The organism is Frankia sp. AiPa1 (assembly GCF_023243075.1).
In the GTDB taxonomy this organism is placed as follows: domain Bacteria; phylum Actinomycetota; class Actinomycetes; order Frankiales; family Frankiaceae; genus Frankia.
Genome location: NZ_JALKFZ020000167.1, coordinates 1 through 15,435 on the forward strand (window position 1 = coordinate 1; position 15,435 = coordinate 15,435).

15 protein-coding genes and 1 pseudogene are annotated in these 15,435 nt (G+C 72.8%); all 16 read left to right on the forward strand.

All coding sequences use genetic code 11. The features are described 5' to 3' along the window. Positions 1 to 1,527: pseudogene (locus MXD95_RS19685) on the forward strand (hypothetical protein); the annotation flags it as partial. Between the two features lies 1 nt (position 1,528). Then, entirely contained in the window at positions 1,529 to 1,948 is a 420-nt protein-coding gene (locus tag MXD95_RS19690; RefSeq protein ID WP_250642142.1) for a roadblock/LC7 domain-containing protein, read from the forward strand. A 109-nt stretch (positions 1,949 to 2,057) separates the two neighbouring features. Beyond that, positions 2,058 to 2,429, forward strand: a complete 372-nt coding sequence (locus tag MXD95_RS19695; protein WP_250642143.1) for a DUF742 domain-containing protein — start codon at positions 2,058 to 2,060, stop codon at positions 2,427 to 2,429. Beyond that, positions 2,410 to 3,036, forward strand: a complete 627-nt coding sequence (locus tag MXD95_RS19700) for a GTP-binding protein (protein ID WP_250642144.1) — start codon at positions 2,410 to 2,412, stop codon at positions 3,034 to 3,036. Before MXD95_RS19695 ends, MXD95_RS19700 begins: the two co-directional genes overlap by 20 nt. A 116-nt stretch (positions 3,037 to 3,152) precedes the next feature. Next, complete coding sequence (locus MXD95_RS19705) at positions 3,153 to 4,172, forward strand: LuxR C-terminal-related transcriptional regulator (protein ID WP_250642145.1); 1,020 nt, start codon at positions 3,153 to 3,155, stop codon at positions 4,170 to 4,172. Between the two features lie 458 nt (positions 4,173 to 4,630). Then, on the forward strand, positions 4,631 to 5,014 hold the full coding sequence (locus tag MXD95_RS19710; protein ID WP_308301531.1) for a TcmI family type II polyketide cyclase: 384 nt from the start codon (positions 4,631 to 4,633) through the stop codon (positions 5,012 to 5,014). Between the two features lie 569 nt (positions 5,015 to 5,583). Next, positions 5,584 to 5,841 (forward strand): acyl carrier protein, encoded by a 258-nt coding sequence (locus MXD95_RS19715; RefSeq protein ID WP_250642146.1) that lies wholly within the window; start codon positions 5,584 to 5,586, stop codon positions 5,839 to 5,841. Between the two features lie 172 nt (positions 5,842 to 6,013). Then, entirely contained in the window at positions 6,014 to 6,523 is a 510-nt protein-coding gene (locus tag MXD95_RS19720; RefSeq protein WP_250642147.1) for an SRPBCC family protein, read from the forward strand. 14 nt (positions 6,524 to 6,537) lie between these two features. Then, complete coding sequence (locus MXD95_RS19725; RefSeq protein WP_250642148.1) at positions 6,538 to 7,038, forward strand: cupin domain-containing protein; 501 nt, start codon at positions 6,538 to 6,540, stop codon at positions 7,036 to 7,038. After that, positions 7,035 to 8,357: a beta-ketoacyl-[acyl-carrier-protein] synthase family protein gene (locus tag MXD95_RS19730; protein WP_250642149.1), complete on the forward strand. Its 1,323-nt coding sequence runs from the start codon at positions 7,035 to 7,037 to the stop codon at positions 8,355 to 8,357. Before MXD95_RS19725 ends, MXD95_RS19730 begins: the two co-directional genes overlap by 4 nt. Positions 8,358 to 8,497: 140 nt before the next feature. Next, the gene (locus MXD95_RS19735) at positions 8,498 to 9,763 is read left to right on the forward strand and encodes a beta-ketoacyl synthase N-terminal-like domain-containing protein (protein ID WP_250642178.1); all 1,266 of its coding nucleotides are present in this window, start codon (positions 8,498 to 8,500) and stop codon (positions 9,761 to 9,763) included. Positions 9,764 to 9,882: 119 nt separating this feature from the next. Continuing rightward, positions 9,883 to 10,620 (forward strand): SDR family NAD(P)-dependent oxidoreductase, encoded by a 738-nt coding sequence (locus MXD95_RS19740; protein ID WP_250642150.1) that lies wholly within the window; start codon positions 9,883 to 9,885, stop codon positions 10,618 to 10,620. Continuing rightward, positions 10,620 to 10,961 carry an antibiotic biosynthesis monooxygenase family protein gene (locus MXD95_RS19745; protein WP_250642151.1) on the forward strand — a complete coding sequence of 114 codons (342 nt, stop codon included), beginning with the start codon at positions 10,620 to 10,622 and terminating at the stop codon, positions 10,959 to 10,961. The genes MXD95_RS19740 and MXD95_RS19745 overlap by 1 nt, the downstream gene beginning before the upstream one ends. 4 nt (positions 10,962 to 10,965) lie before the next feature. Then, positions 10,966 to 11,436: an antibiotic biosynthesis monooxygenase family protein gene (locus tag MXD95_RS19750; RefSeq protein WP_308301532.1), complete on the forward strand. Its 471-nt coding sequence runs from the start codon at positions 10,966 to 10,968 to the stop codon at positions 11,434 to 11,436. 269 nt (positions 11,437 to 11,705) lie between these two features. Then, positions 11,706 to 13,103 (forward strand): hypothetical protein, encoded by a 1,398-nt coding sequence (locus MXD95_RS19755; protein ID WP_250642152.1) that lies wholly within the window; start codon positions 11,706 to 11,708, stop codon positions 13,101 to 13,103. Between the two features lie 357 nt (positions 13,104 to 13,460). Further along, positions 13,461 to 15,149, forward strand: a complete 1,689-nt coding sequence (locus tag MXD95_RS28630) for an enoyl-CoA hydratase-related protein (protein ID WP_308301533.1) — start codon at positions 13,461 to 13,463, stop codon at positions 15,147 to 15,149. Positions 15,150 to 15,435 lie beyond the last annotated feature (286 nt).

Sequence of the window (15,435 nt, forward strand, 5' to 3'; positions counted from 1 at the left end):
CCTCACCGGCGGGTGCGCCTGCGGCGTTCCGTGGATCCCCGCCGGTCGGCTTCCCCGCTCCCGGTCATCCCGCGACGGCGGGGGGGGGGGGGGGGGGGGGGGGGGCCGCCGGGGGGGGGGGGGGGGGGGGGGGGGGGGGGGGGGGCGCCCCCCCCCCCCCCCGAGGCGGGCAGGACCGATGCCCTGTCCGGCCCCGTCGCGCTCAGCCCGGCCGGACCGTTCGAGCCGCCCACCGTGGCGCTTCCGGTCGCGCCGAGCGGCCCGACCGGCGGTGACTCCACCGACTCCACCGACTCCACCGGCTCGTTCACCGGTACCGGTGAGGGCGCCGCGGGCCGGGACGGCGAGTCGATCGGCTCGCGCGAGTCGTCGCGGGACGACGAGCGACCGCGCCGGCTGATCGCTGCGCGGTCGCGCATGGCCGAGACCCAGCCACCGCTGCCGCGCGGCTCGGACGAGACGCTCCTCGACGATCTGCCGGTGTTCGCCACCGTCCGGTCGAGCTGGTTCGTCGCCGACCGGCCGGGCCAGCAGCCAGGTGAACCTTCGGTCGAGGAGCTGGCGGGCCAGGCGGACCCGACCGATGCACCCGAGCCGAGCAGCCCGGGAGTGCCCACCACAGCTACATCTGCCGCGCCGCAGGGAGGAGAGTTCCCGGTGCTGCCCAGCCGTCGCTCCCGCTCCGGCCGTAGCCCGGTCGGGCCAGACATGGACACGCCCGGCACCGGGGCGGACGAGTCCGCGCCGCCCGCCCGAGGCACCGCGTCCTTCAGCGGTGGGGACCGGTCCGCCCGCGTGGACCATCCGGGCGGCTTGAGCCGGTCAGGCGGCCTCGAGCGGGGGAGCGGTCCGGACCAGTTCGGTCATGCCGCTGCTGCGGACCGGTTCGGGGAGAAAGACCGGTTCGGCGCGACGGAGCGGTTCGGGGCGACGGAGCGGTTCGGGGCCTTCGGTGCCGGACGTGGCGGTGCCGAGTCCGCGGGGTTCCCGTCCCAGGGACCTGGCCCGGCCGGGCCAGGCGAGACCGCTGCCCCCCTCGGCTACCTGCCCGGCGCGGGTGACCCGAGCGACGCCGGGACCGGCGCGGCGGCGCGTGACCTGACCGTCCGGCGGGATCCCCTCACCGCGCCGCTGAACCGCCCGACCGGGCCACGTACCGGTGGCTCCTCGCTGCCCGAGCCGCGATCGACCGGCGCGAGTCGGGGCGAGGCCCCGGCGACGGAGCAGCCGATCCTTCCCCCGCGCCGTGCCCAGCCGCCCGCCACGCGCGGCGCGGGCACTCCCACGCTCGACGGTGCGGAGCCGGAGAACCTCACCGACCTCGGGCTGCCCCGGCGGACCCGGCGGGCAAGCCTGGCCCCGCAGCTGCGCAGCGACGCGGCTCGGGAAGGCGCCGCCCCGCTGGCCGCGCAGCGCAGCCCGGAGGAGATCCGCTCGATGATGTCGTCCTTCCAGAGCAACTTTGGTCGCGGGCTCGTGGACGGACAGGAAGCCAACGACGGCGACGATCTGGGAAGGGTGACCTGAAATGCGTCCGCTGGGACCGTCCGAGAACATGAGCTGGTTGCTCAACAACCTCGTCAAGAAGGTGCCGGAAGTCACCTACGTGATCGCTCTGTCCTCCGACGGTCTGCTCCTCGCGACGTCGTACGGGATGGACCGGGCCACCGCCGACCAGCTTGCCGCGGTCGCGTCGGGGTTCAACAGCCTGGCCCGCGGCGCCGGCCGGTTCTTTGGCGGCGGCAACGTACGACAGACCATCGTCGAGATGGAGGAGGGTTTCCTGTTCGTGACCGCCGTCGGCGACGGCTCGTGCCTGGCGATCCTGTCCAGCCCGGGCGCGGACATCGGGCTCATCGCATATGAGATGGCCCTGCTGGTGACCAGGGTCGGAGAGTTCCTGACCCCGGAACTGCGCGCGCAGATGCAGTCCGCGCTGCCGCTGTAGCGGCGGCGGTACCGGCCGACGGGGGTACGGCCGTGAACCTGGTCTGCCGGTCGACCCCTGCCCGACCCGACCGGATCAGCACGCCCACTCGCGAGGCAGGAGGACCGGTATGTCGTACGACGAGGAATGGTTCGACGAAGAAGCGGGTCCGGTCGTCCGCCCCTATGCGGTCACCGGCGGCCGGACCCGCCCGACCAACCGGGCACTGGAGTTGGTCGCCCTCGTGACCACCACGCCCAACGGACGGCTGATGGCCGCGACGCTCGAGGCGGAGCAGCGCGCGATCGCGCTGCTGTGCCACCGGATGCAGTCGATCGTGGAGATCTCCGCGCGGCTCGACCTCCCGGTCGGCGTCGTGCGAGTTCTCGTCGGCGACATGCTCGACGGCGGCCTGGTCACGGTGGCCCGGCCGGCCCGCTCCTCGGACCGCCCTTCCGCTGCCCTCATCGAAAAGGTGCTCGATGGACTACAGGCCCTCTAGGCCGCGGTCACCGGAGACCGCGTCGCCACATCCGGTAAAGATCATCATTGCCGGCGGCTTCGGTGTCGGTAAGACGACGTTCGTCGGGGCGGTCAGCGAGATCCCTCCGCTGACCACGGAAGCCGCGATGACGTCGGCCAGCATCGGGATCGACGACACGAGCTCCGTCTCCGCGAAGACGACGACGACGGTGGCGATGGACTTCGGGCGGATCACGCTGGTGGACAGTGTCATCCTCTACCTTTTTGGGACGCCGGGGCAGGATCGCTTCTGGTTCATGTGGGACGAGCTGGTTCTCGGGGCGATCGGCGCGGTGGTGCTGGTGGACACCAGGCGCCTCGCCGACTCGTTTCCCGCCATCGACTACTTCGAGGAACGCGACATTCCGTTCCTCGTCGCGCTCAACCGGTTCGACGGATCCCGGGAGTACCGGGTGGAGGACGTCCGGGCGGCCCTGGATCTCGACCCCCGCCGTCCCATGGTGTTCTGCGACGCCCGTCAGCGAGAGTCGGTGCGCCAGTCGCTGGTCTCCCTGGTCCGCCATGCCCTGGACGTTGTCTCCGCGGAACAGTCCGGGCGGCCGATGCTGCCTCAGCGATCAGGGTGAGCAGCGCTGAGGACGGATCACGATCACCCGGCCTCTCCCGGCTGTCGTGGGCGCAGCCGGCGGCCGGCACTCGACCCCGAAGGGAGCGGCGCGAGCACACTCCGGAGAAGGACGCGGTGCCTGAGCTTCCCGAGTTCGACGACGTCACCCTGGCCGCCTACCGGGTCTGGTTGCGCCGTGCGTCCCTGACGGTCACCGAGGTGGCGGTGCTGCTCCAGAAACCGGTCCGCGACGTGGGACGGGTACGCGACCGACTGCTCGAGCTCGGCCTGTTGCTGGCCTCGCGGGAACGCCCCGGCCACTTCGTCGCCGTGCATCCGGAAACGGGTCTGGAACACCTGCTTCAGGTTCAGCACGAACAGCTCATCCAACGCCACGAGCGGCTGGTGCGGGCCCGCTCCCAGATCGGCGATCTCGTCGCCGACTACCTTGCGGGCCGGCCCGACCGGGACGGCGTCGAGGTGCAGCGCATCGACAGTGTCGACCAGGCTCGCGGCGAACTGCTCACCCTCGTGGGCCGGGCCGAACGGGAGGTGCTGACCCTGCACACCCGGCGGGGACTGTCGGGAGCGCTGTCCAACGACGTGCTGGCGACGGCGCTGCGCGCCCTGCGCCGTGGCGTGGTGATGCGCAGCGTCCTGCCCCGGGCGATGCGGCTCGACGAGCACGGGGCCGGCTATGTACGCACCGTCGCCGCACACGGCCTGGACGCGCGGGTTCTCGACGACCCGCGCCTCGATGCCACCGCCGTTGATGGCCGGGTCGCCCTGATCGGGCTGGGCGGGGTGCCGGGTGCGGGGCGCTCCGGCACCGGCGGACCGGCGCTGCTGGTCCGAACCCCGGAGCTGACCGCCGTGCTGCTCACCCTGTTCGAGCAGGTGTGGGAGACCGCCGAGCCGCTGGCCGGCGAGCCCGGGAAGGACAGCTCCGCGGCGGGCACGGATGACCGTCCCACCGACTCCGAACGGCTCCTGCTGCGTCTGCTCAGTCTCGGGGTGAAGGACGAGGCCGCGGCCCGGCACCTCGGCGTGTCCGTCCGCACCGTACGTCGCATGATCGCCGATCTCATGTCCAGGCTCGACGCGCGTAGCCGCTTCCAGGCGGGGACGATGGCCACCCGCCGCGGCTGGCTTTAGCAGAGGTCAGCGGGCCTCCGCCCGCTGTCCGGTCCGTTTCTGGGATGTCTCACATTTCGCCGCGGGCATTTGTCGTTCGGGCCGGTCCGAACCTCCTTGGCAGCGCCTGCCGGCCCGTGACGCGGACCGAACAACGGGGTCCCGGACGCGACACGAAGGCGGCGGCCGCGACGCGGAACTGCCAGCCGGGCGTGGGTGGCAGGAGGGTTTCGGGAGTGTCTTGGGTTGCCTGACCATGTGATTTGACGATGGCCTGGCAATACCGGGGGTGGCCATGGTGCGGGCCTTGGTCTGGCATTTGTCTGCCTGGCAGATTACTGCCAGGCGGATTCCAGGACAGCGGCAACGAGTGGCCGCATGCTCTCGATGTGCCGAGTACTGACAAGTGGTGGTCCGGCTCGTGTCCCTGGTCCGTGTGTCCCCTGGTCTCAGTCCCGAAGCGCCCGAGGAGCCACTCCGTGCCCGCAGTTGCCGGATCGCAGCCCGCCGTCAGTACGCCGGCGGCGTCGACCCACCGCACCCTGATCGTGGCGAGGATGAACCCCGCCGATGCCACCGCGGTGGCCCAGACCTTCGCCGAGTCGGACGCGGGGGAGCTACCCGGCATCGTGGGCGTCACCCGGCGTGAACTGTTCGCGTTCCACGGGTTGTACTTCCATCTCATCGAGGCCTCCGCGGATGTCGCGCCCGCGGTGTCGGACGTCCGGGACCACCCGCTTTTCGTCGATGTGAACCGCAAGCTCGAGCGCTACATCACGGCCTACGACCCGGACACCTGGCGCGGCCCGCGGGATGCGATGGCGCGCAGCTTCTACCACTGGACGCCGTCGACGCAGGCCTAGCCGCCAACGGCGCGCAGCGCCTCCGGTACGGCCGCGGGCGCAGCGCCGAGCGAGACCGAACCCCGACCGACAGCACGGGCGGCGATCCCGCCCCGGTGGGGAGCGTGGAAAACGTACGCGCGTGCGGGCCCGTCGTGGGCCTGCGGTGGGTCGGGTGGCCCGTCGGGATCGTCCCGCCTGGACGCACCAGACATGGTCCGGACCCGCGCCCCGCCCACTCGAACCCGCCGGCACAGCCCCACCCGCCGGCACAACCTTACCCGCCGGCACAGCCCCGCCCGCCGGCACAGCCCTCCGGCACCGCGCCCGCGTCCACACCGTCCGCGGCGGCGGCCGTCCGCACCGACGACCCGGCCGGGCCACCCGCGCCCCCGGGCTCTGGTCGCAGGTACACCGACGCTGGCAGATCCATGCCAGCGTCAGCCCGCCGCACCTGCGAACGCGCCTGTCCCGTGCCATGTGCTGTCCCGTGCCAAGCGCCGGGACCCCGCCCGCCTGCTTTGCGCCTGCCTACCCGATAGCGGTCCGGTCAAACCTGGCCGGACCCGATCAGTTCAGGAGAGTACGACATGCCCCCACAGTGGACCGCCGACGGACTGCTCGACTTCCTGACCACGCAGGCTGGTCTTCCGGCGCAGGACCGCCCCGGCGATCTGAACGTGACCTTCGCCGACATCGGCCTCGACTCGCTCGCCTTCCTGCAGCTGTCCGCCGAGGTCGCCGACCGCTTCGGCGTCGAGCTGCCGGCCGAGATGCCGGAGGACTACACGCTCGCCCAGATCCTCGGCACGGTCAACGGCGCCCTCGGCGAGCGCGAACCGGTCTGAGTGGACCCGGCCGCCCGATGACCTGATCCTCCCGATGTCCCAGCCACCCGGCCGTGCCGCGAGCACCGGAGCTTGTCCCGGCCGCCGAATCACACCCCGTCGCGGACGCCGATCGACCTCGGCCCCCCCGCGCGGGCCATCCCGGACGTCACTTCGACCTCGCGGAGCCGCTGTGAGTGGGCACACCGACAACTCGATCCTCATCAACGCCGACCTCGACACGGTCTGGACGATGACCAACGACCTGCCCTCGTGGCCGGAGCTGTTCACCGAGTACGCCTCGGTGGAGATCCTCGAGAAGACCGCCAACACCTTCCGGTTCCGGCTGACCATGCATCCCGACGAGAACGGCACGGCGTGGAGCTGGGTCTCCGAGCGCACGCTCGACCCGGTCAACCATGAGGTGCGCGCCTACCGGGTCGAGACCGGGCCGTTCGAGTACATGCACATCCACTGGACCTATACCCCCGAGGGAACCGGCACCCGGATGCGCTGGGTGCAGGACTTCCAGATGCGCCCCTCCGCCCCGGCCAACGACGAGCAGATGACCGCCCGGATCAACACCAACACGCCACGAGAGATGGCCGCGATCCGCGACAAGGTCGAACGGGCCGCGGCCGCCGGCCCCCTGCCGGCGCTGCGCGTGCCCGAGCCAGCCCACAGCCTCGCGGAACAGGTCTGAGGAGGACGACGGCGATGACTGCTCCGGTGACGACCACCCCGAAGGTTCTCTGCATCCACGACGTGGCCCCCAACCGGCGGCGTGGAGGTGACATCCGCACCCTGCTCTCGCCGGCCACGGTGGGTTCCACCTCGGGTTTCCTCGGCACGCTCACCCTGGAACCGGGCGAGGTGGTGACCGAGCACTGGCATCCGTACTCGGAGGAGTTCCTGTTCTGCGTGCGGGGGAGTGTGACCGCCCGCCTCGACGGCCAGCACCACGCGCTGCCAGCCGACTCCGGCGTCTGCATCCCGATCGGCATGCGCCATCGCATCGTCAACACCGGCGAGCAGACCGCGTTCCTGGTGTTCCACCTCAGCCCGTTGGCGCCCCGGCCGGACCTCGGCCACGTCGACACCGAGACGATCCCCAACCCGCACGTCCCGCACACCCCCGTCATCCTGTCCGGCCCGCACGCCGGGCACACCGTGCACACCGTGCACGCCGACGGTCTGTCGGCCGGGTCGACCCCGTGAGCGAACCGCGGCAGGTGGCCATCACCGGGGTGGGGGTGGTGGCCCCGGGGGGCACGGGACGCAAGGAGTTCTGGGCCCTGCTGACAGACGGCCGAACGGCGACCCGCCGGTTGTCGTTCTTCGACCCGTCCCAGTTCCGCTCCCAGGTCGCCGCCGAGTGCGACTTCGATCCGAGGGCGTCGGGCCTCACCGCCCGCGAGGTCGTCCGCAACGACCGGTTCGTGCAGTTCGCGCTGGCCGCGGCGCTCGAGGCGGTCGAGGACAGCGGTCTGGACCTGCGCCCGTCGGGTTGCGGTGGCCTCGGTGACGAGGGGGATCCGGGCGTCGCCGCCGGCCAGCCCGGGGACGGCCCGGTCATCGGGGTGTGCATGGGCAGCGCGGTCGGGGCGACGACCCGCCTGGAGAACGAGTACGTCGTCGTCTCCGACGCGGGGCGGCTGTGGGAGGTCGACCCCCACTACGCCAGCTCCTTCCTCTACCACGCGCTGGTCCCCAGCTGCCTGGCCACCGAGCTCGCCTGCCGGTTCGGGGCGCACGGGCCGGCCTCGGTGGTCTCCACCGGCTGCACCTCCGGCATCGACGCGGTGGGGTACGGCGCCCAGCTCATCGCGGACGGCGAGGCGGACATCGTGCTCGCCGGCGCCTCGGATGCGCCGATCTCCCCGATCTCCATCGCCTGCTTCGACGCGATCCGGGCGACGACGGCCCGCAACGACGACCCCGAACACGCCTCCCGTCCCTTCGACGTCAGCCGCGACGGGTTCGTCATGGGCGAGGGCAGCGCGGTCATGGTGCTCGAGGACGCGGCCTCGGCCCGCGCCCGGGGCGCCCACATCTACGCCCTGGTCGGCGGCTATGCCTCCCGGTCCAACGCGTTCCACATGACGGGCCTGCGTCCCGACGGCGTGGAGATGGCCGAGGCGATCCGGGTGGCGATGGACGCGGCCCAGGTCGGCGCGCACGACGTCGACTACATCAACGCGCACGGCTCGGGCACCAAGCAGAACGACCGGCACGAGACGGCTGCCTTCAAGCGGTCCCTGGGCTCTCGGGCCTACGACGTCCCGGTGAGCTCGATCAAGTCGATGATCGGCCACTCGCTGGGCGCGATCGGCTCGCTGGAGATCGCCGCCTGCGCTTTGGCCATCGAGAACGACGTCGTCCCGCCCACGGCGAACTGGTCCACCCGGGACCCGGCCTGCGACCTCGACTACGTCCCGAACACCGCCCGTGACCATCGGGTCGACGTCGCGGTGTCGGTCGGCAGCGGGTTCGGCGGCTTCCAGTCCGCGATCGTCCTCACCTCCCCGAACCGGTGAGCGCCATCACAGCGGGCGTCACGCCCGCCCGTGACGCCACCGCTCAGGCCGCCACCGGCGACCCGACCCCGCCCCCGACCCCGCCCCCGGGCCCGGCCGCGCAGACGCCGCCAGGCCCGCCACCCGGGTCGCCGCACGGACTGCCGGTGCGGATTCCGGCACAGGCCCGGCGGGTGCCGAGCACCGTGCGGCCCGTGGTGACCGGACTCGGCATCGTTGCTCCCAGTGGCATCGGCGTCGAGCAGTACTGGGCCTCGACGCTGCGCGGCGAGCTCGCGGTGGTGCCGATCAGCCGGTTCGACACCGCGCTCTACGACGCGAAGCTGGCCGGCGAGGTCACCGGTTTCGAGCCCGAGGAGCATGTCGACCAGCGCTACCTGGTCCAGACCGACCGCTGGACCTGGTTCGGGATGGCCGCCTCCGGACTGGCGCTCGCCGACGCCGACTACGATCCGTCGGCTCAGGAGGCGTACGCCACCGCGGTGGTCTTCGGCAGTGGCTCGGGCGGCAACGACTTCGGCCAGCGCGAGCTGCAGCGGCTGTGGAGCCGGGGGCGCACGGCCGTCAGCGTCTACCAGTCGATCGCCTGGTTCTACGCGGCGACCACCGGCCAGACCTCGATCCGCCACGGGCTGAAGGGACCGTCCGGGGTGGTCGTCAGCGACGGTGCCGGCGGTCTGGACAGCCTCGCCCAGGCCCGCCGCGTCATCCGGCGTGGTACCGGGGCGGTCCTCGCCGGCGGCGCCGAGTCGGGCCTCACGCCGTACGCCCTGACCTGCCATCAGGCCAGTGGCCGGGTCAGCACCGCGAGCGAGCCCGCGGCCGGCTACAAGCCGTTCGACGTGCGAGCCCGCGGCTATCTGCCCGGTGAGGGCGGGGTGACCCTGCTCGTCGAGGATCCGGCGGCCGCCGCCGTGCGCGGCGCGGCTCAGGTCTACGGCGAGATCGCCGGGTACGCGGCGACCCACGACGCCGTCGGCCATGCCCGCACGGCGCCGGACGGGCGATGGCTTGCCGCCGCGATGCGCCGCGCCCTCGCGGACGCCGAACTCGAGCCGGACGACATCGACGTCGTGTTCGCCGACGGCGCCGGCTCACCCGACCTGGACGCGCAGGAGGCGGCGGCGATCCGCGGCGTGTTCGGTGCCCGGCCGGTGCCGGTCACCGCCCCGCAGGGCCTGGTGGGGCGGCTGTGCGCGGGCGGGTCGGCGCTGTCCGTGGCCGCGGCGCTGCTCGCGATCCGCGACGGGGTCATCCCGGCTGTCGGGAACCTTGACGCCCCCGACCCCGCGCACGGTCTGGACCTGGTCGTCCGGCCGCGCCCCGGCCGGGTCCGCACGGCGCTGGTCAACGCCCGCGGCTACGGCGGGTTCAACAGCACCCTGATCGTCCGCGCCGTGCCCTAGCCGCGCCGCCGCGCCGCCGCGCCGCGGAGCAGGTCACTCCGCCGAGATGGCCTCAGCGCCGAATCGGCTCCGTCCGCACGAGATCACCTTCAATCCACGACCGAGGAGACGAGTCAACGATGTTCCCAGACCTGGCCGGGCGACGAGCCCTGGTCACCGGCGGTACCCGCGGCATCGGCCGGGCGGTCGTGCTCGGCCTCGCCCACGCCGGCGCCACCGTCGTCGTCGGCCACCAGCGCCAGACCGAAGAGGCCGAGAGCCTGCGCCGTGAGCTCAAGGACTCGGGCGGCGACCACCTGCTCGTCCAGGCCGACGTCGCCGACCCGGCCCAGATCGGCGAGCTGCTCGAGGCCACCGGGGCGCATCTCGGCGGCCTCGACATCGTCGTCAACAGCGTCGGCACGATCAGCCACATCCCGTACGCCCAGCTGCCCCTCGAGGCCTGGACCCAGGTGCTCACCACGAACCTCACCGCCACCCACCTGGTCACCCAGGGGGCGCTGGCGCTGCTCGGCGAATCCGGCTCGGTCGTCAACATCGGGTCCGGGGCGGGCCTGGTCGGCGTGCCGCTGCGCGCCCACTACACCGCGGCCAAGACCGGTCTGATCGGCCTCACCCGCTCGCTGTCGAAGGAGCTGGGCGCCCGGGGCATCCGAGTCAACCTGGTCTCGCCCGGGGTCATCGAGACCGACCAGGCCGCCGGCATGCCCGAGGCCGCCCGCACGGCCTACACCAACCGCATTCCGCTGCGCCGCCTCGGCGAGGCCCACGAGGTCGCCGCGGTCGTGCTGTTCCTCGCCAGCGACGTGTCGTCCTACGTCAACGGCGCCACCTTCACGGTCGACGGAGGTATCTGATGTCCTCGACGGCACCATTTCGGATCATGCTGACGATGCGGATCCACCCCGGCCGCGAGGCCGAGTTCGAGCAGACCTGGCTGAGCATCGGCGACACGGTCACGTCGCATCCGGCCAACCTCGGCCAGTGGCTGGTGCGCTCCGAGGATGAGCAGGGCACCTACTTCATTGTCAGCGACTGGGTGGACGAGGCGCAGTTCCGCGAGTTCGAACTCAGCGAGCGCCACCTGCACCACCGCCAGATGCTGCACCCGCTGCGGGCCAACGGAACCATGGCCACCGGCGCCGTCCTGGCCCACCTGACGGGCGCGGCGGCCGAGCCGGTGCCCGCGGCGGGGTAGCGCCGTGCCGGTCGAAGGACAGGTGGCGTCCGAGGCGCGGGCGTCGATCGACGAGCACCGCTCGCCGGACGGTCGGGCGTCGCCGGGCGAGCGGACGTCGGTCGCCGATCAGGATTCGGCCCACGGTCGGGTTCCCGGCGACGGCCGGGTGCGGGTCATGCTCTGGGCGATCGACCCGCCGGACCAGCCCGGCGCCGTCGAACGCGCGTACCACGAGATCAGCTCCAGGTTGGTCGGCACGCCCGGCCTGCTGGGCAACACGCTGCAGCGGTCGGCGGCCGACCCGTCGTGCTACGCCGTGGTGAGCGTGTGGTCGAGCATGGCCGATTTCAGCGTGTGGGAACAGGGCGCCAGCCATCGTGGGACGACCTCGCCGCTGCGACCGCTGCAGGATCCCGAGCGCCGTCCGATGATCCTCACGGAGATCGCCGCCTACGGTCCGCAGGGCCGGTTCGGCCCGCCGCCGCCGGCCTGATCGGCGGACGCCCGTGATGGGCGGGTGTTCGGGCCCGGTGCCACGCCGGCCGGGCCCGAACACCCGCCCTCCGCCCTCCGCCCTCCGCCCTCCGGCCGCCGCACGGCGGCTCCCGAGCGGTGTCGGCGGGGGTGAGGTCCGCCCGAGCGCCCGGAGCGCTCTACGTGGCAGTTTGGGGTCAAGGTGTAAAAAGGGCGCGATCCGTCCCGCGCGCGTCCGGCGTCCGGGTGCTGGGTGCGCGTCCACCGTGGCGCGGAAGGGGGAACCACATGCCGGACTCGTCGGCCCTGGACGTCCTGATCGGGCTGGCCCTCCTGTTCGCGGCCTTCAGCCTCGCGGTCTCGAGGATCAACGAAGCTGTCCTCGGCCTGCTGCACTACCGTGGCCGCCGGCTCGAGGCGGAACTGCGTGGTCTGCTTGGCGCCCACCTGCGGGCACACCTGCGCGGCGGCCAGAACGACCCGTCCGGCGCCAATCCGTCCGGCGCCAATCCGTCCGGCGCCGACTCGTCCGCCAGCACTCCTTCCGATAGCGATCCGTCCAGCGGCGGCCCGTCCGGCGGTAACTCGTCCGGCGGCGATCCGTCCGGTGGCGGCTCGTCTGACGGCGGCCCGTCTGACGTGGTGACCACGTTGTTCGATGGGCCGCTGCGCATGCTGCGTACCGCCGGGCACGACGAGGGCTCGGCGCGTGACGGCGGCGCCGACCTGGCCGACCATCCACCCGTGGGCGGTGGACTCGCGGCGGTGCGTCGGGCGCGGCGGCTGCGACTACCCTCCTACGTCCCGTCGACGGCCTTCGCGCAGGCCCTGGTCGACCTGGTGGATCCGCCGGCGCGGGCGATGCTGGCCCAGCTTCGCCCCGATGGACTCCCGCCCGGGATCTCCGACGATGAGCGTGTCGCCTACACGGCGGCCTATGAGGCGGCGACCCGCTCCCTGGATGAGGCGAGCGCCCAGGCGCTGTACGCGGTCACTCCTGAGCAGTACCCGGCCGGTCGGGTGATCGCGGCGGCCCTGGTCTCCGCGGTGGAGGCGGCGCCGGTGCGGACCCTCGAGCAGGGCTTGGCCGCGCTGCCGGCCTCCCCTGCGAAGGAGGCCCTGACCGCGGCCGTGGTCCGGGTGCGTGGGGACCGCGACAAGCTCGTGGCGGAACTCGCCGCCTGGTACGACCAGGCGATGGACCGGCTCTCGGGCTGGTACAAGCGTCGCGTCGCAGTGTTCATGCTGTGCTACGCGATCGTGCTCGCCGCGGCGTTCAACCTGGACGCGGTCGGCATCGCCCGGGCGATGTGGCAGGACGGTGCCGTGCGTGCGGCCGCCGTGAGCGCGGCGGGCGCGACGGTCGACCAGACACCGTCCGCGTCCATCGGCGCCAGTGCACAGCAGCCGCCGCAGGACGCGGCGCATTCCACCGAGGAGGCGGTCCGCGCCGTCCGGGACGCCTCCGGGCTGGCCCTGCCCATCGGCTGGACCCGGGCCAGCGACGACCGTGATGATCCACGGGAGGTACCGCACTCGGTCCGCGGCTGGCTGCTGAAGATCCTCGGCGTCGCCGTCACCTGCTTTGCCCTCACGGCGGGCGCACCGTTCTGGTTCGAGCTGCTCGGCCGGCTGGTGAACATGCGCTCCAGCGGCCCCAAGCCCCGCTCGACCACCGGCTCGTGACCTTGGCGCCCACCCGCGCCAACCACCCCCCCGCCCCTCCCCGCCCCTCACCCTCCGTAGAACCCGCCCGACTCGACCGACCGACTGCTATCGGGGTGGCGGGGGCGGTCGGCGGCTACATGTTCGTTCTACCGGGTTGCGAAGGGTATTCTGTCCTATTTTGTTCCTGTAGAAGGAACACGATGCTGCCATGTCCCGGCCACCTCGCCCGCGGGCCGGGCGCCATGCTGGCGGTGGGCTCGCGAAGTTCGTCACTGTGAGTCGGTATTGAGTGATGGTGCCCGACAGGGCGCGGGCGCCGCCGACCCGACGAACCAACGGCGACGGCCACCGGCAACGAGCACTAGCGTCGTGTACGTGAACTCCCCAGCGCCTGGAATGGGCACCACGCCGCCGGCCACCGTGCCCTCCGCCACGGCATTGCCGACCGGGGCATTGCCAGCCGGGGCGTCGCCAGCCGGGGCGTCGCCAGCCGGTGCATTGCCAGCCGGGGCGTCGCCGGCTGGGGCATTGCCGACCGGGGCATTGCCGACCGGGGCATTGCCGGCCGAGGCATTGCCAGCTGGGGCATTGTCAGCCCCGGTCACCGCCGCGGCCCGGCTCAGGTGGGATACCGAGGCGGCTCTCGTCGCGCTGCATGTCGATCCGGAGTCGTTCAGCCCCCTGGATGAGCATCCGATGGTCCTCGTCGACGCCGCATCGCCGGGCGCGCTGGGCGTGGCCGCGCTCACGCGGCACCTGCCCTGCGTCGGCGTCGCCGTCGCCAGGGATCCGCGACGGGTTCCGCCCGAGATCGTCGCCGCCGGCTTCGACATCCTGCTCACCGATGATCCGGGCGCACCGCGGCCCTGGGTCAGCCCGCCGGGTGGCATCGAGGCGGCGGTGGATCTGCTGTCGGGAGCAGTGGCGGCACATCCGTTCGCCGCGGTCGCCTTGGTGCAGTTGCTGCGGCTCAGCCGGCAGGGCGATGTCCGCGACGCTGTGGTCGCCGAGTCGTTCGCCTACTCCGCGTTACAGGCGGGCCCGGAGTTCGCCGCGTGGCTCGCCGCCCACCGCCAGCACCGCGCCACCCGCCGCCCGGATCGGCAGGCGGACGACGCGGCGCCAGCCGCGGGCGTGGCCGCACCGGATGTCCGTTCGCCGCAGGATGACCCATCGTCACGGGATGTCTGGTCCTCGCGGGATGTCCGTTCGTCGCGGGATGGCCGTTCGCCGGGGGATGGCCGTTCGTCGGGGGATGACCCATCGTCGCGGGATGTCCGGTCGCGGGATGACCGCCGGGGCGGCGAAGGGGGCCCACCCCACGCGGGGGAAAACGCCCCGGAACCTGCCGTCCTGATCCGGCGGGATGGTCCGGCGCTCACCGTGATTCTCAACCGGCCGCGGATGCACAACGCGGTCAACACCGGGATGCGCGACGCCCTGGTGGCGGCGTTCCGACTCGCGGCCGTCGACGATGACGTGACCGAGATCCGCCTGGCCGGTGCCGGACCGTCGTTCTCCAGCGGCGGTGACCTCACCGAGTTCGGCACGCTGCCGGATCCGGGCCGGGCGCATGCGGTGCGGACTGGGCGCAGCATCCCGTTGAGCCTGCTGGCGGCCCGGGTGCCCAAGACCGCCTATGTCCACGGCCGGTGCATTGGCGCGGGCGCGGAACTGTCCGCTTTCTGCGACCGGGTCATCGCAGCCCCGGACACGACCTTCCGGCTGCCGGAGATCGCGATGGGTCTGGTCCCCGGCGCGGGTGGAACCGCGAGCCTGCCACGCCGCATCGGCCGGCACCGAGCCTCCTACCTGATTCTCAGCGGGCAGCAGATCGGGGCGGACCAGGCGCTGGCCTGGGGCCTGGTCGACGCGATCGAGCCACGCTCGGCCATGCCGGTGGCTCCGGGCTTGGCGGCTCCGGGCTTGGTGGCTCCGGACTTGGCGGCTCCGGGCTTGGTGGCTCCGGACTTGGCGGCTCCGGGCTCGGTGGCTCCGGACTTGGCGGCTCCGGGCTCGGTGGCTCCGGACTTGGCGGCTCCGGGCTCGGTGGCTCCGGACTAGGCAGCTCCGGGCTTGGCGGCTCCGGGCTCGGTGGCTCCGGACTAGGCAGCTCCGGGCTCGGCTCCGGGCTTGGCGGCTCCGGCCCGTGCCGGGCGGGGCCGAGGAGCCGCGGCCTCCCGTAGCCACGGACCGCGCCGACCAGATCCGGGAGCTGCGGCCTTCGCAGCCACCGCCTTGGGGGGATCCGGGCACGGCGCGACGGTCGGTCCACTGCCGCGCTCGCCATCGCGGCAGTGGCCGTCGCGCCGTGCCTGGCTGGCTCCGACCCGATCCCTCCACGGGTCGG

What these genes read in the sequence shown, in the direction of transcription:
- MXD95_RS19690 (WP_250642142.1), top strand. Translation starts at nt 1,529, where the DNA reads ATGCGTCCGCTGGGACCGTCCGAGAACATGAGCTGGTTGCTCAACAAC.
- MXD95_RS19695 (WP_250642143.1), top strand. Translation starts at nt 2,058, where the DNA reads ATGTCGTACGACGAGGAATGGTTCGACGAAGAAGCGGGTCCGGTCGTC.
- MXD95_RS19700 (WP_250642144.1), top strand. Translation starts at nt 2,410, where the DNA reads ATGGACTACAGGCCCTCTAGGCCGCGGTCACCGGAGACCGCGTCGCCA.
- MXD95_RS19715 (WP_250642146.1), top strand. Translation starts at nt 5,584, where the DNA reads ATGCCCCCACAGTGGACCGCCGACGGACTGCTCGACTTCCTGACCACG.
- MXD95_RS19725 (WP_250642148.1), top strand. Translation starts at nt 6,538, where the DNA reads ATGACTGCTCCGGTGACGACCACCCCGAAGGTTCTCTGCATCCACGAC.
- MXD95_RS19740 (WP_250642150.1), top strand. Translation starts at nt 9,883, where the DNA reads ATGTTCCCAGACCTGGCCGGGCGACGAGCCCTGGTCACCGGCGGTACC.
- MXD95_RS19745 (WP_250642151.1), top strand. Translation starts at nt 10,620, where the DNA reads ATGTCCTCGACGGCACCATTTCGGATCATGCTGACGATGCGGATCCAC.
- MXD95_RS19755 (WP_250642152.1), top strand. Translation starts at nt 11,706, where the DNA reads ATGCCGGACTCGTCGGCCCTGGACGTCCTGATCGGGCTGGCCCTCCTG.